General features: G+C 39.0%; 13 protein-coding genes. 10 read left to right on the top strand and 3 right to left on the bottom strand.

Annotated elements, in window-relative coordinates:
• Positions 1 to 142: 142 nt before the first annotated feature.
• The 3 genes from HWV01_RS12025 (at position 143) to HWV01_RS12015 (ending at position 5,336) form a co-directional block, all read left to right on the top strand.
• Positions 143 to 1,783 (top strand): PfaD family polyunsaturated fatty acid/polyketide biosynthesis protein, encoded by a 1,641-nt coding sequence (locus HWV01_RS12025; RefSeq protein ID WP_211671767.1) that lies wholly within the window; start codon positions 143 to 145, stop codon positions 1,781 to 1,783.
• Positions 1,784 to 2,038: 255 nt separating this feature from the next.
• Complete coding sequence (locus tag HWV01_RS12020; RefSeq protein ID WP_211671765.1) at positions 2,039 to 2,809, top strand: hypothetical protein; 771 nt, start codon at positions 2,039 to 2,041, stop codon at positions 2,807 to 2,809.
• Between the two features lie 457 nt (positions 2,810 to 3,266).
• Positions 3,267 to 5,336 carry an alpha-amylase gene (locus HWV01_RS12015; RefSeq protein WP_211671763.1) on the top strand — a complete coding sequence of 690 codons (2,070 nt, stop codon included), beginning with the start codon at positions 3,267 to 3,269 and terminating at the stop codon, positions 5,334 to 5,336.
• On the opposite strand, the gene HWV01_RS12010 is transcribed toward HWV01_RS12015, so the two are convergent.
• Positions 5,333 to 6,133, bottom strand: a complete 801-nt coding sequence (locus HWV01_RS12010) for a PEP-CTERM sorting domain-containing protein (protein ID WP_211671761.1) — start codon at positions 6,131 to 6,133, stop codon at positions 5,333 to 5,335. The two genes, HWV01_RS12015 and HWV01_RS12010, sit on opposite strands and share 4 nt — an antisense overlap.
• Positions 6,134 to 6,921: 788 nt before the next feature.
• Positions 6,922 to 7,632, bottom strand: coding sequence for an SDR family oxidoreductase (locus tag HWV01_RS12005; protein WP_211671759.1), 711 nt, complete (start codon positions 7,630 to 7,632; stop codon positions 6,922 to 6,924).
• Positions 7,633 to 8,096: 464 nt separating this feature from the next.
• Here HWV01_RS12005 and HWV01_RS12000 point away from each other — a divergent pair, with 464 nt between their 5' ends.
• A complete protein-coding gene (locus tag HWV01_RS12000; RefSeq protein ID WP_211671758.1) occupies positions 8,097 to 8,612 on the top strand; it encodes a hypothetical protein in 516 nt (171 codons plus the stop codon).
• Between the two features lie 71 nt (positions 8,613 to 8,683).
• Here HWV01_RS12000 and HWV01_RS11995 read toward each other — a convergent pair whose 3' ends face one another.
• Positions 8,684 to 10,618, bottom strand: coding sequence for a serine/threonine-protein kinase (locus HWV01_RS11995; RefSeq protein ID WP_211671756.1), 1,935 nt, complete (start codon positions 10,616 to 10,618; stop codon positions 8,684 to 8,686).
• A 620-nt stretch (positions 10,619 to 11,238) separates the two neighbouring features.
• On the opposite strand from HWV01_RS11995, the gene tagH reads away from it, so the two are divergent.
• The 6 genes from tagH to tagF all read left to right on the top strand — a co-directional run bounded on the left by tagH (position 11,239) and on the right by tagF (position 20,134).
• A complete protein-coding gene (gene tagH, locus HWV01_RS11990) occupies positions 11,239 to 12,483 on the top strand; it encodes a type VI secretion system-associated FHA domain protein TagH (protein WP_211671754.1) in 1,245 nt (414 codons plus the stop codon).
• A 56-nt stretch (positions 12,484 to 12,539) separates the two neighbouring features.
• The gene (gene tssJ, locus HWV01_RS11985; RefSeq protein ID WP_249185286.1) at positions 12,540 to 13,031 is read left to right on the top strand and encodes a type VI secretion system lipoprotein TssJ; all 492 of its coding nucleotides are present in this window, start codon (positions 12,540 to 12,542) and stop codon (positions 13,029 to 13,031) included.
• A gap of 52 nt (positions 13,032 to 13,083) precedes the next feature.
• Positions 13,084 to 14,421: a type VI secretion system baseplate subunit TssK gene (tssK, locus tag HWV01_RS11980; RefSeq protein WP_211671753.1), complete on the top strand. Its 1,338-nt coding sequence runs from the start codon at positions 13,084 to 13,086 to the stop codon at positions 14,419 to 14,421.
• Positions 14,422 to 14,489: 68 nt separating this feature from the next.
• Complete coding sequence (gene tssL, locus HWV01_RS11975) at positions 14,490 to 15,842, top strand: type VI secretion system protein TssL, long form (RefSeq protein ID WP_211671752.1); 1,353 nt, start codon at positions 14,490 to 14,492, stop codon at positions 15,840 to 15,842.
• A 6-nt stretch (positions 15,843 to 15,848) separates the two neighbouring features.
• The gene (gene tssM, locus HWV01_RS11970; RefSeq protein ID WP_211671751.1) at positions 15,849 to 19,397 is read left to right on the top strand and encodes a type VI secretion system membrane subunit TssM; all 3,549 of its coding nucleotides are present in this window, start codon (positions 15,849 to 15,851) and stop codon (positions 19,395 to 19,397) included.
• The gene (gene tagF / locus HWV01_RS11965) at positions 19,379 to 20,134 is read left to right on the top strand and encodes a type VI secretion system-associated protein TagF (RefSeq protein WP_211671750.1); all 756 of its coding nucleotides are present in this window, start codon (positions 19,379 to 19,381) and stop codon (positions 20,132 to 20,134) included. Before tssM ends, tagF begins: the two co-directional genes overlap by 19 nt.
• Positions 20,135 to 20,136 lie beyond the last annotated feature (2 nt).

Here is a 20,136-nt window from a genome sequence, read left to right as displayed (position 1 = left end):
TTAATCAATACGACCGAGGTGATCTAATTAGGATCACGGTGAACTTATTAGATAATAAACGGAATAGTTCGGCTGTTGAATTTAGTTATTGAAATCAGATTTGAGTAAATAGTTCAGCAGCTGCATAAAATAGGAATGAAGTATGTCGAGTTTAGGTTTTAACAATAGCAACGCGATCAATTGGGCTTGGAAAGTCGATCCGGCGTCAGTGCATACGCAAGATGTAGAAATTAAGGCCGCCTTGATGGATCTGGCTAAGCCGCTTTATGTGGCGAATAGTGTTGCAAGTAGTGTCGCTAATAATTCGGGTGTTACGGGTATCACTAACCATACTTCAGTATCTGGTGCTATCAGCAACAATGTTGACGTTAATGTACTGGCATTTGCACAAAAACTAACCCCAGAAGATCTGGGCGATGCTGCTTATAAAAAGCAACACGGGGTTAAATATGCCTACCATGGCGGCGCGATGGCTAACGGTATTGCGTCAGTTGAGCTTGTTGTCGCGTTAGGTAAAGCGGGACTGTTATGTTCTTTCGGCGCAGCAGGTTTAGTTCCTGATGCAGTTGAAGATGCAATTCGTCGTATTCAAGCGGAATTACCAAATGGTCCATACGCGGTCAACTTGATCCATGCACCAGCAGAAGAAGCACTAGAGCGTGGCGCGGTTGAACGTTTCCTTAAACTGGGTGTTAAAACAGTAGAGGCTTCCGCTTATTTAGGGTTAACAGAGCATATTGTTTGGTACCGTGCTGCAGGCTTATCTAAAAATAGTGATGGCACTGTTAATATTGGTAACAAGGTTATTGCTAAAGTATCGCGTACTGAAGTTGGCCGTCGTTTTATGGAACCTGCACCGCAAAAGTTACTGGATAAATTATTAACACAAGGCAAGATCACACCACAGCAAGCGGCATTAGCACTGTTAGTGCCAATGGCTGATGATATTACTGCGGAAGCGGATTCTGGTGGTCATACTGACAACAGACCATTTTTAACGTTATTACCGACAATTATTGGCCTGCGTGACGAAGTGCAAGCTAAGTATAACTTTTCTCCTGCATTACGTGTGGGTGCTGGTGGTGGTATCGGAACACCAGAAGCGGCACTCGCTGCATTTAACATGGGCGCAGCTTACATAGTGTTGGGATCTGTTAATCAGGCTTGTGTCGAAGCTGGTGCATCTGAATATACCCGTAAACTATTATCTACCGTTGAAATGGCCGATGTGACAATGGCACCTGCGGCTGATATGTTCGAAATGGGTGTTAAACTACAAGTATTAAAACGTGGTTCTATGTTCGCTATGCGTGCGAAGAAACTGTATGACTTGTATGTCGCTTATGACTCGATTGAAGATATTCCTGCAGCGGAACGTGAGAAGATTGAAAAACAGATTTTCCGTTCAAACCTTGACGAGATCTGGACTGGCACGATAGCGTTCTTTGCTGAGCGTGATCCTGAAATGTTAGCGCGTGCGAAAAGTAGCCCTAAGCGTAAAATGGCATTAATTTTCCGTTGGTATCTAGGTCTGTCTTCACGCTGGTCAAATACAGGTGAGAAGGGCCGTGAAATGGATTACCAGATCTGGGCAGGTCCAAGTCTAGGTGCATTTAACAGTTGGGTGAAAGGATCTTATCTTGAAGATTATACTCGCCGTGGTGCTGTTGACGTAGCCTTGCATATGCTAAAAGGTGCAGCGTATTTACAACGTGTAAACCAGTTGAAATTGCAAGGTGTGAGCTTAAGCACTGAATTGGCGTGCTATCGCACTAGCGATTAATATCGGATGTCGGCATTTCGGTTGTTTATTTTCGCCGATATCGCAGCTTAGCCAGCGTGTTATGCTGGCTTTCTGCTTATAATAGCCTTGTTAATTCAATCCTATTCTATTCTATCTTCTTTTAAGTGATTGCTTTCATTATAATTCTTACGCCACTTACACTTCCTTACAATTCAGCCGTGTCGACACATTGTTTTTAGTATCATTGTATTTATAATCCGCGCTATAAAAAACCAGATAGCTTAAAGGCCAAAAATGAAAAAATTCGATATGAAAATAATAATTGTTAGTGCGTTAATAACCACTATTGTTGGCTGTGGTTCAGGTGGCGGATCCTCGGAGACTACTGTGATCAAAGAGTCGGCAGTTACATGCTTCGGTGAGAACCTCTACCAAGTGGGAGAGTATGACATCGAATATAAATATAAGAGTGATACGCGTAATGGTTTTACTCGAACATATGTTGAAGTTAGTCAACTTGAAGATAAAATTGGTAGTAATCAATTTGAGATGAGGGAGACATATCCCGGTGTATTTGCCAGCGTAACGGATACGGTACTGATTTGGCCTGGTGCCGGTTGGGTTGAACTTAAAGGTCGTGTAGTTATTAAAAACGACGCACCTCAGATCTCAAAATATAAATTTGATACGGTTGATCCACTGATAGTAGGCTGGTTTTCTTTGAGAGAAGGAGAACATAAAAGTATTTCTACGTCTTATGACCTTCAAACATACAGCCCTGACTTGTCGGAAAGCATAAAAAATGAAAGTGAAAATTTTGAACAAAAAGTTACTTTTGTAGGATTCAAAAATATCAATATTAAGGGTGTAGATTACAACACATGCCAAATCACCGATGAACAAATCTATAATGAAGGTACTATTACATCCCAGGTTTTCTATCAGACGAACACTGGACTTCCGTTGAAAAAAATCACTCTCAGTAAACGCAACGATGGAAAGACAGATAAGAAAGAAGAAACACTTATTAGCTATCAATTTAACGGAACCGAACTGTTAAATTAACTGAGAGTAAAAATGTTATTCAGATATAGCCTTTCACAGGACTATGTCTGAATAAGAAACAAAGTTTTGTTGCAGATCTAAGTCCTGGTTTCAATTCAGGCAGACAAGAGAGATAACCACGGTTATTTCTCTTAAGCCAGCACTTATGCGCCGACATAGTGCTCTGTTACCTTACTTATATTATAACCATCATATTCTCCCAAGGGTCATACATCGAATTATCAGACTTAACGCGAATAATGCCGACTGGTAACATCTGTAACCGCCTCACAATTGAGTTCTTATAATAACGACAGTTACTTACCGTGATACTGATTTTTATTTCGCAGATTCTACTCCCTGTTTAACTAAAACTGTGAGTTGACTAACTATTTGGGGCGTAGTTTAGCAGGATGATGTCTGACCAATGGTTCCGTTTTATTATTATATTAATTAATGGAATAACTTAGGTTTGAAGATGAAATTAAATAAAATAAGTCTTGTACTCATGCTTGTCAGCCCAAGCTTGTTTGCCTCACCCAATCTAACCATCTCAACCAGTACCACTAGTCGAGACTTCTTGCTCACTAGTGAATCTCCGCTGGTGGTGCCACTTACTAAAGCAAGCTATACCTTAAATGTTACTGGAATTGAAGGAAGCTGCATTAAGCCAAAAGAACAAAAGGTAAGGTTTAGTCAACCACTGGCTTTGAATTGTGATTCACCGACTGAACTGCTTATTAAGATCAGATTTAATGGTGATTATGCATTTGTATTTGATGCAGAAAATAAAACACTGTTAATAAAACGTCAGCCCAAAAAATCCACTGACAAAGCATTCAAACGTCCTTTACCACAAGTGCAATGTGACATCTATAAAGGTGGAGAGGTTACTATTAATCTTGCCGATACCTATAAAGATGGTACTCAATTAAAAGATAAACTAAGTGGGCAAGTTGTCACTGTTATTCAACAGCAAGTAACTATTACGCCTGCAATTAATAGTGGGGGATTAATATTATTAGAGCCACTAAAAGGTCAATTCAAAGAAGCTAAATTTAACTGGCGCAACGCAAATATTTATTTTGTTATGATTGATCGTTTTAATAATCAAGATACAAGCAATGATAATAGTTATGGTCGCCGTAAAGATGGAAAAGATGAGGTTGGAACCTTTCATGGTGGCGATTTAAAAGGGGTTATTGAGAAGCTTGATTATATTAAGAGCTTAGGAACAAGTGCTATTTGGCTTTCACCTATTGTAGAACAAGTACGGGGATTTGTCGGTGGTGGTAACGCTGGCTCGTTTCCGTTTTATAGTTATCACGGCTATTGGGCTCGTGATTTTACTAAAATAGATGCGAATTTTGGCAATGAAAATGATCTCAAGCGTTTGGTTGAAGAAGCGCATAAGCGGGGCATTAAAGTTTTACTCGATGTCGTCATAAACCACCCCGGATATGCCACCTTAACAGATTTACAGCGTGATCAAATTCCTGTTGTAAACCCTGCTCAAAGCTGGCCTGTACAATGGCGTGATTGGCAACCAAATACGGGCCAAAATTGGCATAGTTTCAATGACAATATTGATTATGATAATGCTGCATGGAGTCAGTGGTGGGGAGGTGATTGGGTCCGTGCCAGTTTACCTAATTATCCAAAACCAGGCTCGAATGACCTAACACTTTCACTTGCAGGCCTGCCAGACTTTATAACTGAATCCACCAAGTCTGTTACACCCCCACAATGGCTATTAAATAACCCCGGAACACGAGTCATTAGCCATGATAACTATACTGTAGCGGATTACTTGATCGAGTGGCAAACAGACTGGGTGAAGCGTTTTGGTATTGATGGTTATCGTATAGATACTGTAAAACATGTGTCTGGTGATGTATGGATGCGCTTAAAAGAAGCTGCAACAAAAAGTTTAAATGACTGGCGTGAAGAGAATGATGAAACAGGACAACCATTTTGGATGATGGGGGAAGTATGGGGACATAGCGCTTATCGTAGTCCTTATTATGATGACGGTTTTGATGCGCTGCTCAATTTTGATATGCAGAAAAAGATGGACGAAGGGGCTCTCTGTTTTAGCAAGATGGCCGATACTTACCAAAATTATGCAGATACACTCAAAGAAAAGCCCGATTTTAATCCTGTGAGTTATATGTCATCTCATGATACAGAGCTTTTCTTTGGGCGATTTAAATCATTTGAAATGCAGCGTAATGCAGCCAGTGCGCTATTGCTAAGTCCTGGTGCTGTTCAAGTTTACTACGGTGATGAAGTAGCAAGAAACATAGGCGCTTATGCGGATGATTTCCATCAAGGAACCCGTTCTGATATGAATTGGTCATTGGATGCTAACCGCCAGAAATTACTCAAACACTGGCAAACACTCGGGCAATTTAGACAGGCTCATCCAGCTATTGGTGCTGGGACCCATAAGGAGATTAAGCAGAAAAATGGTTATGCATTTTCTCGTACGTTAGGTGGTGATAAGGTCGTTGTTGCATTTGCAGGTAAATCAACTGAGCCTTATTAATTTCGATACTGTTTGTTATATTTTCGTGAGAATAACCCCATTATAGCGAATGCGAAAATGACAAGTGTTGATGGTTCTGGGACTTGTTCCACTGAGAAATTTGGATTAATAACATAACCTAAATCTGCGAACGAATTTATAGTTGTTAAACTAATCGTGGTATTAGGATCTAACCAACCAGTCATTAATTCACTGAGCCCGCCTCCATAAGGCTCATTCCAATGGTAGCCCGCAGTTCCTGGGCCGCCATCTTGTTCTACAGGGACAAATGTCGCTTCTGGATTACTAAGTTGATATGCTTCTAATCCATATTGGCCTATATAATTACCAGCGCTATCTAATAAATCATTTAATGTCGGTCCCCATAAAATACCAAAACCAATGGCATGCGCCATTTCATGCATGACAACATGAAATAGATTTCCAGCTGTTTCTATAGAAAGCAGATCTGCACTATCAATTTGTATCGTCCCCTCTGTGGCATAAACATAGCTAGGAATAAATAAACCATAAGTAATTCCTGTTTTTCCAAGAGTGCCTCCAACACCATCTATATTTTGGCCAGAAGCACTAATATCTAAACCTGGGCCTGGGAACTCATCTCGGTATCCTACGATGAATAACTCCCAAAGATTTTCTGCATCAGAAAAAACAGTTTGTTGTGAGTTAGTTAGGCCACTGTCAAAATTGACTCTTATATCAAAGTCATAGATGGTTCCCGCATTAGCTAAGTTAATAAAGTAGCTAGCAGACAAAGTAATCCCGGCTAGAGCAGCATATATAGACTTTAAATACATTTATACACCTTTGGAACCCAGATGAGAAATGAGACTGTGATTAGAAAAAGTTGCAGTTATCAATATTTTCATCTAATGCTACAATCCCCAAAGTGTACTTGTAGCTTCTCATATCGCTCAATATCGTAGCCTGTATCAGCTATGGGAAATTCGTTTTTGGTATTAATTAAAGATATGCAATAAACGGTGACAAATCAATTTATCATTCACCACGTTAAAGTGTTTGGCTTAACTAGCACTGGATTTATAGCCCTCAGATACAGTTATGCCGCTAAATAATAAAACGGACCCCTCATTAGATAAAAACCCTGTCTGACTTATTCCGATTGAACTAACTAATGAAGTTTGGTCAGGGGAGCTCACCCCGCTGACTATAATAAGTAGATCATGATCGAGTAAGCGCTAGTGCTTCACTGTGCAATGCGATTGTGTGAGTTCACAAGAATCATACGCAGAATTATCAGACATAATCCGAATAATGCCACCCATAAGCCTGAAGTCGAATTTCTAGACGCCAAAATGAACCTCTCTTAACAAAACAGGGAAGGTGATGGATAATGATGCCGTAAGTTCGAATGTCATTAGTTCAATCATATTTTCACTTTAGTGGTGGGGGGATGCACTAAAGATAGCCCTAGATGTATCATTGGCAAAAGTATTGAATACTTTGGTTTTAAGTTGTGAGTTAGTTTACTGTAATTAAAATTTGGACGTGATGCTAGTCTAAATCTTGAAGGTTAACGCCTAAAAATAGGCGTTGGCATGACTCCCCACCTGATTCTAAGTAATTACTTCTCTAAATCAATGGTTTTACAACGTATAGACAATGTCGACATACTGGCGGCAGGAGATAAACTGCGTATAAAATCGATAGCTTTGGTTAAATCTTGAGTTTCAATTTTTAGGTTGTTCATAATGCGCCCATCATTAGTCATGTCAGTATCGACAACACTTGGGCATAAGCAGCAAACCTTAATGCCAAAAGGAAGAAGTTCCTGATAAAGAGATTGGCTATAACTAACGATAGCGGCTTTTGTTGCTGAATAAGCGGCTATTTTGGGAACGGGCTCTAAGCCAGCTGTTGAGCCGATACTATAAATTTCACCGTAACCTTGTCGCTTCATTTTTTCGATAACCAAATTACATGCTGTAATAGTCGAAAGTAGGTTTACATTTATTAATTCAGAAAGTTGATTCAGTGTTAGATCTACGTGCCCAGCCATGAGGACTCCGGCGCTATTAACCATAACATCGATTGAATCGTGGTTAGTAATAATCGATTTTATTGTAGATTCAACGTCTGCTGGCTTATTAAAATCGACTGTGATTGTTTCGATATTAGCCGACGGATATTGTGATTCTATCTCTAACTTAGCTAGATCTAGATTTTCCTTATTTAATGAAACTAAAATAAGCGAATATCCTTGCTGGGCAAAGTAATGAGAAATAGCCTTTCCTATACCACGACTCGCTCCAGTAATTAGTGCAAATTTAGTCATGACGAGTTTCCTTGTTGATTCGTTTTTGGCACCATAGCACCTTTCAGTACTTTCGAAAAGTGCCAATATTGTTAGGGTTTTCATGGCTCTGTTCCGTTTTTGTTGGGATTTTTAAACTACCAATTGATCAGTTATAAACTTTCATAAAATACTTTGTGATCCACATCAAACTTATGTCGCTAATGTTTAGCGATTGTCTTGTATGTTAAATTTGTATCCTATTGTAATTATGATGGTATATCAGTATATAGGCTCGAAGTAGAATAGAGCAGGTGAGATATAAATGTATTTATATTTATGGTGATTTATTTTCAATCAACAGAATAATTTAATAATCAATACTAATAATAATGTAATCCATTGTTATTTAACAACAATGAAGTGTTTGGTTCTTTTATGTTCGTGATTTTTAGGCATCATACGGAATACTGGGAAATCACTAGCTAACTCATTAGGTATATTAAATGAAGTTTTTATTAAGTCTTATTGTTATTACGCTCTCTTTTACGTCTTTGGCAAAGAAAATTAGCGTTTCTAACACTGATATTTCATTCGTGTCACCTTATGAGTTTCGGCCATTACCTCAAGACATTATAGATACGAAGTGGCCACACAAGAGAGCCCCTAAATGGGTTCTTGGCAATGCTTCGGCTTCGACTACTATTACATATGATCTTAAGCCAAATGATATTTCGGCAGCTCCCTTACCAGTTATAATGGATTCCTTTAAGAAAATTTTTGATCGTATGATCCCCGGTGTTGAATGGAAAAAGAAAGAAATTATAGAGCTTTCTGGTAAAAAATGGGTGTATCTTGAGATGTTCTCAAACGCGATTGATACAGACATACACAACATCATGCTTATTACTAGCTATGGTAAAGAAATGCTTATTTTCAACTTCAATTCAGCTAAAGGAGAATTTCCAAAGTATGAAGATAAACTTCGAGCCAGCATTCAATCCATACAGCTTTCTAAGTGAGCGGACAAAAACAATCAGACAAGAGGACGAGTTACTGCCCTAATGTCTCAACCCCGCGTTTTGTTCAATATTTAAATCAAATCTTCTTGTCCTTTATCTGCCTTTGTTAATAGACTCTCCGCTTTTTTAATTACTTTTGACCCTGATTTAATTTTACCCGTCACAATTAGTTTCAAGTAACGATTGGCTAAGTCTCGGCGTAACTTGATTAACGGTTTAAAATTGACGGGTAGTGATTTGTTATACGTGTCTTGTTGGTTATAAATTTGGTCTAATGTTCGTTGACTTGTTGCCATTTTGACAGCAGCAATCCATGCATCAAATCTATCTCGGTAAAATAGCTCAGCAGCATCGAAAGGAAATGCTTGTGATTTATCTGAAGTTTGATACTCAGTGAGTGTTTTAATCGCAGTGATGAGTTCTGGCTGATCTAATAATGTTTGTAGTTCCGAAGCTGAATGTTTAAATAGTAATTCGCCGGGTGCTAGTAGTGTGTTAATGACGTTATAATTGTACTCACTGATCGCAGTATGGAGTTGTTTACGATATAGGTTTACCGCTTGCTTTGAAGGGATGATCATGTAATCAGTATCAACTTGTTTCATATCTTGACGTAGTGTGAATATATCGGTTCCATCGCTGTCAGGTAGGTAGTTTGCACGTAGTAAGCGTTGTTCAATACTCGCGAGCAGTATTGTTCTTGCTGACTCTCTTTGGTCTTCAACATACAGTTCCATATCGCTAAGTTTAATCGAGTCTGGATATAAGGTTGTCGTTTCTTCAATCAATGCTGCCATCTGGTCGAAATCAGGGTAGCGTGATTTTGGATCCTGCATAATGCGGTTTATTTTTGCAATATGGAAGTTGATCACTTCCTCACGTTTCAGTCGCAAGATACCAGCTTTAAGCGTCGCTGTTTCACTATCTAGCTCAGATAATGAATTCATGAATACTTCAACGCTTGAGTTAGCTAAGTTATCAACATTGGATGTATGAACCTGTTCAGTCAATTGCTGTGTAGTGATTACATTTTCCATATAATAAAAATAACCGACAGAACCTAAGATAGTAAGTAAAGGTAATATGGTTGAAAAAACAGGAAGCGGTTTGCGGGTTAGTTTAGATTGCCACGCTTGAATGCTTTGTGGTCTATCTGCATTCGATAATTGCAATGCTGAGTAAATAACTTTCCATTTATTATTACTGAGTTTAGTTAATTTTTTTACAGTAATCTTATCCGTAATTGCTTGATCTGCCGGTTTACGTAAATAAGGGTGTTTACTTGATAGTAATTCGTAAAAAATACAACCTAATGAAAAGAGGTCATCGCTTTCTGATGGTTGCTGACCTTGCAACAACTCCGCACTCGCATAAGCAGGAGTGTAACCACCCAGTGAGTTATTCTGTTCAATATTATCGTTGGCAAATTCATCTGCCTTATTCTGGATTAATCTGGCAACACCAAAGTCGAAAATCTTAATATCACCATTACGCGTGTGCATGATATTAGAGGGTTTTAAATCTGTATGTACAATGCCATTTTTATGGGCGAATTTGAGTGCATCAGCCACCTGTGAAATAACTTTCTCAGCACCTTTATATGTTAATCCCTTAGGCTTAGAGCGTGAAATAACTTGATCAAGTGTTTCGCCATTCAACCATTCCATAATGATAAAGCAAAGATTATCTTCCTTATCTACATCATAAACACGGATAATATTTGGATGAGAAAGAGACATCGTTTTATGTGCTTCCCGAAACAACAGCTGCTGTGCTTCTTTATTTCGAGTGTATTGTGGTTGCAAGACTTTTATCGCCACGTAAGGTTCTTCGACACCTGCTTTATCTAATAACAAATCTTTTGCTTTATATATATCACTCATGCCGCCAGAGCCAATGTGCGCTTCTAATTCATATCTATTTTTTAATACCTGTCCTGTAAGTGTCGCTGTATCAATGTCATTTTTTGAGTTTTCATTACCTAATAGCATTTTATCTTTTTCCACACTAGACTCCTTGTGTTTTTTGAAAACTTAATGTATTAAAAGTACTAGTTCCATCTAGTTCTTTTGTATTGATTTATGCTTTTTATTAAAATTAATACTTTAGTTAACTTTAATATGAGCAAATTAAAGTAAGTTGTGATTACGATTTTTATTATGTTTTTTGTCAATAGTTAATAAAGTGTTTTATCATTTCACCGTTTATTTACCATGTTCTTTGAAATTGATGTTGAATACGATAAGTTGTTGTTTTTAGTGTTATTTTGCGCGGTGTTATCGTTCTGTTAACTGGCGCGTATAAATAAGGTTGAAATTATGCTTAGCAATAAATGAAGAATTTATTTTTCTTACCGAATAATAAATCCTTGTATTTCATTAACGACAATCAGCATACACATTTATTTACCGGAAATAGTATTAAATGTAGTATTAGATATCTGTTTAAATTGTAAATGTAGCGGATCAGCTTGTTTGACTTGGTTGTAGTTATTTGGTTTTATGATTATATCAATACGTATTAAATACAAATCTTCATGAACTTAGAAGTTAATAACATTGATAAATGTATAGGGCCAGCTGGATATTTATTTAGCGTTAACAATAGATAAGTCAAGGAATGATAAATGGGACTGCTTTTATCTGTAATAAGTTATCAACAATTATCACCAAATTTACAAGCAACCTTTAAATTAGAAGGTGCATCTGCGGTAATTGGTCGTTCTGATTCAAATGATTGGGTACTACCTGACTGCGATAAAATTTTATCCAGTCGACATGCCGAATTAACGTTAGTGATGGGTAAATATTATATTACAGATGTATCGACAAATGGTGTGTTCGTTAATCAGTCTACTAAGCCCCTTGGTAAAGGCAATCGCCATACATTGGCATCTGGCGAGCAAATTATTCTTGGCGAATACGTCATTGAAGTGAACATTGAGGTCGAATTATTAGATGATCATTTACTGGCTTCAAACTCAACATCATCTCCTTTTTCTTCTTCTGCATATATAGAAGAAGATCGTGTCAATCATGATAAGCCAGTTGATCTGACGAGTGTAAGCGACCCTCATTTAATCGGCAGTGAATTACAGGATAGTTTAGTACTAGATGGCAACATTATTCCTGACGATTGGAATTGGGCGAATGATGGGCAAAATGCCTGCGCACCTAAAATCGCACCAAAACCAGTTGTCGATATACAGGAAGCATCATCGACAAAAAAAGATGAAAAAGTAGCGTTAGTAAGCAAAAAAATCGTTAACGATTCTCTGCAATCTAAAGTTAAAAGTACAGATAAAATGGCCGCGTTTCTTAAAGGTCTGGGGATTGAATCGTCTCCTGTTATTGATGATGAGGAATGGTGGTTTGACCTTGGGTCATCAATCCGAACTATCAACGATGAACTTATGGCTTCATTACGAGACCGAGCTTTATTTAAAAATCAGTTCCGCGTTAATCACACCATGTTTCAGATTAAAGAAAATAACCCATTCAAATTTTCAGCTTCTGTTGATGACTTATTTCGTAATTTATATTTGCGCACCAATGGCAGTTTTATGTCGACAAACAAAGCCATTACAAAAGCATTTGGTGATTTACGTCAGCATGAACAAAGCATGCGGGCAGGTCTAGAGGGAGCGGTTGTCGGTGTTTTAGACCAACTATCGCCAGATAATATGGTCCCGGTTCAAGACGAAAAAGGATTTTTTGATAAGTTTAAACGTAGTAGTAAAGAGCAGAAAATGTGGCGTAATTTTATTGAAATGCATGAAGATATCCGCAACGAAATCACTGTTAACCGTGAAAGTATCCTTTCTGACGCGTTTGTTCGAGCTTATGAAGAAAGGCAGAAACAGGGTAAATGATATTTTGTAATAAACCGAATTTACTTAAAAACCATAATATTAAAACAGGCAGAGACATGAAATTATTAAACTTAAAAAGTAATCGCTTTAATCGCATCGTTTTTATGTGCATGGCAATGCTAGCGGTAAGTAGTCTGGCAGGGTGTTCGATGATGAACTTTGTAATAACGCCATCTACAACATTAAATTTTGTTGCATCTAGAAGTTTAAACCCCGACATTGAAACGCGCCCATCACCAGTCGTTGTTAAAATATTTCAGCTAGCAAGTCGTGGGTCGATTGAAACAGCCGACTTCTTCAGTTTGTATTCAGACTACGAAGAGATTCTTGGACCAGAACTGCTTGAAAAGGAAGAGTTAGTATTCAACCCTGGCCAACAGCTAAAATATGAACGCGAATTAAACAAAAACACACGATTTATAGCAGTACTCGTTGCTTATCAAGATATTGAAAACTCACGTTGGAGAGATGTAATAGCCGTTGATCCTAAAGCGTACGACGATTTCAATGTGTATTTAGAAAAACTAAGTGTGTTTATTCGTGATTAATAAGCAATTTAATTACGCGGTGATGTAGATATTAGTATGGGGGATTACAGTAATGAGTGACTTCAGTAAAGTTGCATGGAGTGAGGGAATGTTTCTTCGCCCCCAGCATTTTCAGCAGCAAGACCGACATCATGGTTATGTACAAAGGCGTTTATTGCAAGCTTTAGGATCTCACCAGTGGGGGGTTATTGAACTTTGTACTGACGATGATTTATTAACACTAGGGCGATTCTCGTTAACGGATTTTGAAGGCATTTTTAATGATGGTACACACATTAAGATGCCATCACAGGCAAGATTACCACCGCCGTTGCTTATACCTCTAGGGACGATTGACTGTAATATTGTTTTGGCATTACCTATAGAGAAAAGTACCGGTCTTAATATCACAAACAGTGAACATGATGACGTTATAGTACGCTATTTAAATGTTTATAAAGATGTGATTGATACATCACTCGAGAGTTTACCCGTTGAATCAATTGCGATGGCTAAACTAAGTGTAGAATTTAAACTCGCAACTCAAGATCTCACGGGTTATGTAACGATACCGATTGCGCGTGTGATTAATGTAAGCGATACAGGTGATATCAAGCTTGATAAAAAGTTTATTCCACCTTGTATGAGTATTAAATCTGTTGCCCATCTCGTTGACTATATCAATGAAGTAACCGGTATGGTCGTCCAGCGCGCAGAAGCCATTGCCGCACGTTTAACAAAAGGCCAGGGGCAGGGTCAAGCATCTACAGTTGCAGACTATATGATGCTGCAACTTTTAAATCGAATCGAGCCCTTATTAATGCACAATTTACAGCAGCGTACATTACATCCTGAGCGATTATTTGAACTGTTTATTTCGATTTCGGGTGAGTTATCGACCTTTTACGGTGAAACAAAAAGAGCAGCTAAAATGCCTTTATATAAGCATGATAACTTAGCAGCAACCTTCGGTAGTTGTATGTCGTTATTGACTCAAACCTTGAGTGTTGTGGTCGATCATACTGCGGTAGGATTAGCGCTTATTGAGAAGCAATTTGGAATTTATGTCGCACAACTTGCAGATAAAAGTGTGCTGGAAAATAGTATTTTAGTCTTGGCTGTAAAAGCAAATATGTCGGTACAAGAGGTAACAAAAAACCTACCGGGTCAAATAAAAATTGGCCCGGTCGAACTGATTCGGGATCTGGTTAATGTACAACTTCCAGGAATTAGCGTTACATCCTTACCTGTTGCCCCAAGGCAAATTCCTTATCATGCAGGGAGTGTTTATTTCCAATTAGATAGTAGTAGTGAATATTGGCATAAATTAAAAAGTAGTGGTGGTGTTGCTATCCATTTATCTGGACAGTTTCCAGGGCTCGCAATGGAATTGTGGTCAATAAAACAATAAGTATCAGCAGGAAGTTTTACATTGAACGTTAACATGGACCGTTTAGCAGTAAGCAGGGATAGATTAGTATGAGTGAAAAAACAATATTTAAACCTAGACCTGGAGGTCGGAGTCAACCCGAACCAACACCGTCTAGTACTGTCGCCAACGCTGTACCCAAGCCAGGCCTTGCAGCAGATGACAATAATACCTTATTTGTACAGCCACAGCATAAAGCATTTAATCAGACAATTTTAACCATTGGGGCGAATCCTCTGATTGAACACGCAGGGATAATCCTATCCTTGATTAACCAGCTTAGGGTTAATAATGAATACGAAAAAGTGGATGTATTACATGGCCAGTGCATCGATATAGTGGATAAATACGAACGCCAATTACACGCATTAAAATATGAAAACAAGTTAAGTGGAAAAACAGAAACAACGGATAATAAACTCATTGATGCCGCTAAATTTTGTGTTTGTGCATTTATTGATGAAACTGTAATGACAATGCCTTGGGGGCGTAATAGTGCTTGGGCGCAAAACTCACTGCAAAGTCATTTTTATCATGAAACATTTGGTGGCGAGCATTTCTATCAGTTATTGGACGAGTCAGTCGCGAATATGGTCGAAATGGTATTTGTCGTTGAATTACAATATTTATGTTTGTCACTTGGTTATCAAGGTAAATACCGTGTAACTAAAAACGCAGAACAATTAATTGAATCGTTACGCGATAACTTAGGACTTGCTTTAAAAAATCATCATGGACGCAGAGAAAAGCGTTTATCTGACAACTTACAAGTGGCGCAAGTGGGTAGTGTCAAAGCCAAGTTCGAATTACCTATCTGGGTTACAGCATCAATTGCAGCTGCATTACTTGCTGCGAGTTTTATAGGCTTACGTTTTAATGTTAATGAAAATGCCGATTTAGTTTACCAGCAAGTACTGAACCTTGTTGACCGTAAGCCGGAAGCCACCTCAGCGGTCAGAGCCAGTTCATTAGCATTAAAGTTAGAACAATTATTGCAAACAGAAATTGGCCGGAACATTGTCGTTGTTCAAGAGCTGTCTGATCGTATAAGCATCCGCTTAATTAGCGCTGATTTATTTGCCAGTGGTAGCGATAAAATTAGTCCTGCATACCAACCTATCATCCGTAAAATTGCACGTGCACTCGAATCAACGCAAGGGCAAATCTTAATTACTGGGCATACGGATAAACAACAAATTATTTCGAGCCGATACCCTTCAAACTGGCATTTATCACTTGCTCGTGCGACAAGCATTGCAGATGTACTAGCCAAAGACACTCGTTTAAGTGGCAGGTTATTACCTGAAGGTCGGGGGTCATCAGAGCCATTAGTTACTGGTTCTACGATCAGTCATGAGCAGCACGCGCAAAATCGTCGTGTCGAAATCGATATTTTGAGGTAATAAAAGATGGCATTTAAACAAGGTATATCGAAATTATTTGCGTTATTAACGTTAAAAACTTTTTTTATTGTTATTGGTATCATTGCCATTATTGTCTGTGTTTGGTTGGCTGGTCCTCTCATTGCTATTGATGGCGTCACACCATTAGCAAGTGTGATGAATCGGTTGGTTTTTTTAGCGTTATTATTTTTATGTTGGGTCGTAAGCTTACTCGTCAAAAAGGTTTTAGTAAAACGCCAAAATAATAAGTTAGCTCGCGAGATGATCAAAGGGCAAGACAATGAAATAGATGATATTGCAGCAGAGCAGGATATTTCTGCGATTGAAGACAAACTTAAGCAAGCGATTAATATTTTGCGCACCGCTAAATTGAGCAAAGGTAAAAGTATTTATCAGCTGCCTTGGTATGTGCTTATCGGCCCTCCGGGTTCGGGTAAAACAACAGCATTGCAGCAATCAGGACTGCAGTTTCCTTTGCAGAAAGAAATGGGTGTAAACGCATTGGCCGGTATTGCTGGTACTCGTCATTGTGATTGGTGGTTTACTGATAAAGCTGTATTAATTGATACGGCAGGACGTTATACGACTCAAGACAGTCGGAGTGCGACTGATTCAAGAGCATGGTTTGGATTTTTAGGGTTGTTAAGACGTTATCGTGCAGAACAACCTATCAATGGTGTGCTTATTTCGATGAGCTTGTCAGATTTATTAACCTGTACGCAAACAGAACGTAATCTCCATGCGCGTGCCATTAAGCAACGAATTCAAGAATTACAAAATCAATTGAGCATGACTTTTCCGATATATGTCATTTTCACCAAAGCCGATCTCGTTGCTGGTTTTAATGAATATTTTGCAGAGTTGAGTGAGGAAGAGCGTGAACAAGCGTGGGGCTTTACGCTACCGATGGAAAGCAGTGAAGATACAAAAGGTGTCGTGTCACTCTTTAATAAAGAGTTTTATCAACTTATCGTTAAAGTTAATGAAGGCATGTTACAGCGCTTAAATGGAGAACGAGACCCGAAAGTTCGTGCGCTCATTTATGAATTTCCAAAACAGTTACGCATGTTGCAAGGGGCCGCAGATGATTTTTTAAAAGAGATATTTGCACCCAATGCATTTGAAAAATTACCGCTATTACGTGGTGCTTTCATCGCGAGTGGTCATCAAGCGGGTAATCCGATCGATCGCGTGAGCAGTCAAATGGCGAGTGGTTTTGGTTTGAAACCAAGCTCCCCTCTGTCTGTTAATCATAATGAACCAAAAGGTTTTTTCATTAAGTCTGTGCTTAACGATGTCATTTTTGCAGAACAAAATATTGCAACCGTTAATACTGAGCACGCGCGTCATAATCGTTGGCTACGCCGTACTGCAATTACATCGATTTGTGTTTCTTCGGCTCTGTTGGGAACAAGCTGGTGGGCAAGTGCAAATTGGAATCAAGCCTTATCGGCACAGGTTAGCGAGGGTGTTGAGGTATTTAAACAGAATGCAACTGGCGGTTTAACTGAGTCAAGTGATCTCATTACGTTAGCAAACGGATTAACGATTCTACGTAATCTTCCAACGGGCTATGAAGGTAATTTGCCTGACGGTTGGCCGAACCATTTAGGCTTGTATCAAGGTGACCGATTAGGGCAAGCAACGAACGAAGTGTATCAACGGGCACTGCAGCAATATTTGTTGGCATATGTATCGAAATCGTTAGTCAGCGATATGGCAAACAATAAAACACATATTGATTATTTATATGAAACCTTAAAGACTTACTTAATGTTGTTTGAGCGTGAATACTATAACGCAGAGCAAATTAAATCATGGTTTTCATTCCACTTAGAAAATAACATTCCTGGTGATGTTAACAAAGTAATGCGTTTAGCGCTTAATGAACATTTAGACGTTCTATTAAGTAGTAGCGCGATAGAACCTGCATATAACGAGCTGGCTGTAAGTGAAGCGAGAGACATTCTACTCTCAGTGCCTTTAGCTGAACGCGCGTTTGCTCGAATTCAACAAAAGTCAAAGCAACATCAGCTCGGTGAATTTAAGCTCACTAATGTCTTACCAAATGAAAGCATAGGGCTGTTTTATCGCCACAGTGGTGAATCGATGAGTAAACCGATACCTGCGCTTTTTACTTACGAAGGTTTTTATAAAGTATTCCTCGCGGAACACAAAAAAATAATTCAAGTATTAACAAAAGATAGTTGGGTTTATGGTGATGAAGTTAAAGGTATGGGGGATGATGTTGAAGATCAAATTATTAAGCAGGTCAAGGAGCGTTACTTCAAAGAGTACAGTTATTATTGGCGTGATTTAATTGATGATGTTGCACTTAAACCATTTGACAGCGCATCACAAGGTGCTTACACCACTAAGGTGTTGACGGGGCCGGATCAACCAATACAGAAACTATTAACAGCGATTCAAGATAATATTGAGCTAACAAAGCTACCAGCATCAGAAGCAGCGGGCAAAGCGGGTGAGGTAGCAGGAGCGATAGCCGCGCACAAAATGCCAAGTACGACCAACCGCTTCAAGCAGTACATGCCACAAGATGTCAGCATTAATATCGCATTACCTGGTGAATCCGTTGAAAAAGTATTTCCAGGGATATTGGGACTGGAAGATACCGATGTATTACAAGTTCAAACACAGATGAAGAAGGTGCATGCACTTTTAGCGAAATTGAGTCGAGGTCAAACGAGTGGAGACAAAGTAGTTAGGCAGCATGTAAACCTAAGACAAGCCGGAGAACCTCTTGCGGAGTTGGATAAGCTTGTTGAAGACCTACCATCGCCTTTTGCTGAAATGATTAAAGGTGTTGTCGAAAGTACAACGCAAATATCATTGCAAAGCTCACGTTATCATCTGAATGATCTATGGCAAGGTACGGTATATAACGAATATAAAAAACGTATACGTGGGCGTTATCCGTTTAAGCGTAGTGCGCAGGATGAAGTTAGGATCAGAGATTTCTCTCGCTTCTTTAGTCCCGAAGGCACCATGTCTAAGTATTTTGAGACTTACATTAAACCACATGTACGAATGGGTGCTAGACGTTGGACCTTTAAGAATAATATTGGTTTAAGTAATAAGTCTTTAGCTGTGTTCCGAAAGTGGTACAAGATCAAAAATGAATTTTTTGAATCTGGTAGTACGCCAGAGATAGAATTTGCATTGAAAGCAAACTACTTAGATCGCGATATGCAGCAAATTAAGCTGCAAATTGATGACCAAAATTTTGTTTATCGTCATGACCCAATAAGAGTGATTGAATATCATTGGCCAAGTTCGGCAAACTTCGCACAAACCCGAGTGATATTTACACCTGCAAACTACATGCGCACGGTCGAAAAGTCATATGAAGGTGATTGGGCTTGGTTCCGGTTCTTAGATGAAATCGTGGCTAAGCGACCAAAAACCCTAAAAGATAACATGTTAGAAATTGAAATTCAGGGGCATGTAGCGAAGGTTCAGTTGATCGCTGGTAGCGCTTCAACCCCATTTAAAACACGTGAGTTGGAGGCGTTTTCATGTCCGGCCAAGCTGTAATAGACGAACAATTAATGAATAGTGCCAATATGAATACTAAAACGGTCGATATCATCACGGGATATTGCGGAAAAATTCCGAGTTTAGGGGATTTTGTTAGCCTAGGTCTTGATTCAAGCTTAGAGCAATCTTGGAACGAGTGGGTGCAAGCAGCACTTGCAGTCAGCCGAGAAAAATTGCAAGGCAAGTGGCTAGATAATTATTTAACGTCACCTATTTGGCATTTTGCAGTGAGTGGCGGCGTGTGTGCAGATCGAAGTTTCGCTGGCACCTTGATCCCAAGCGTGGATAACGTCGGGCGATATTATCCGTTTACCTTGTTCTATCAAGCGGATCTAGACCCACTACAGTTCTGGCAGAAACAGGCATTTTTCCAGCAAAACGAACAGCAATTGTTAACGATATTAGATGACAACTGTGTCTTACTGAATTGGTATAAAAAGCTAGCACCGCTAACCCTTGGTGTCACACCCATTACATCGTACAAGCAAACTTTGCTATCTCCGAATAGCCACCAGCAAAATTGGCTGCTAACGGCGGTAGGAGAGCAAACGGGAGATATTGGGAGTGATCAACTTGGTTTATTACAACAGACATTAAATCAGCAGTTTAATCGTTATAGCATATGGTGGACAGCGGGTTCAGACAAGATCGATCCTTGTACATTAGTTTTCTCTGGGATGCCAAGTGCAGCCACTTATGCTGGCATGCTAGATGGTAATTGGACTCGGTCTTAAGA

The sequence above is a fragment of the Moritella sp. 5 genome, from assembly GCF_018219455.1.
Taxonomy (GTDB): Bacteria; Pseudomonadota; Gammaproteobacteria; order Enterobacterales; family Moritellaceae; genus Moritella.
The sequence above is the reverse complement of the archived record's forward strand: the minus strand, read 5'-3'. Positions and strand labels throughout refer to the sequence as shown.

Coding starts and splice junctions, on each gene's coding strand:
- HWV01_RS12025 (WP_211671767.1), top strand. CDS start 143: ATGTCGAGTTTAGGTTTTAACAATAGCAACGCGATCAATTGGGCTTGG.
- HWV01_RS12020 (WP_211671765.1), top strand. CDS start 2,039: ATGAAAAAATTCGATATGAAAATAATAATTGTTAGTGCGTTAATAACC.
- HWV01_RS12015 (WP_211671763.1), top strand. CDS start 3,267: ATGAAATTAAATAAAATAAGTCTTGTACTCATGCTTGTCAGCCCAAGC.
- HWV01_RS12010 (WP_211671761.1), bottom strand. CDS start 6,133: ATGTATTTAAAGTCTATATATGCTGCTCTAGCCGGGATTACTTTGTCT.
- HWV01_RS12005 (WP_211671759.1), bottom strand. CDS start 7,632: ATGACTAAATTTGCACTAATTACTGGAGCGAGTCGTGGTATAGGAAAG.
- HWV01_RS12000 (WP_211671758.1), top strand. CDS start 8,097: ATGAAGTTTTTATTAAGTCTTATTGTTATTACGCTCTCTTTTACGTCT.
- tagH (WP_211671754.1), top strand. CDS start 11,239: ATGGGACTGCTTTTATCTGTAATAAGTTATCAACAATTATCACCAAAT.
- tssJ (WP_249185286.1), top strand. CDS start 12,540: ATGAAATTATTAAACTTAAAAAGTAATCGCTTTAATCGCATCGTTTTT.
- tssK (WP_211671753.1), top strand. CDS start 13,084: ATGAGTGACTTCAGTAAAGTTGCATGGAGTGAGGGAATGTTTCTTCGC.
- tssL (WP_211671752.1), top strand. CDS start 14,490: ATGAGTGAAAAAACAATATTTAAACCTAGACCTGGAGGTCGGAGTCAA.
- tssM (WP_211671751.1), top strand. CDS start 15,849: ATGGCATTTAAACAAGGTATATCGAAATTATTTGCGTTATTAACGTTA.
- tagF (WP_211671750.1), top strand. CDS start 19,379: ATGTCCGGCCAAGCTGTAATAGACGAACAATTAATGAATAGTGCCAAT.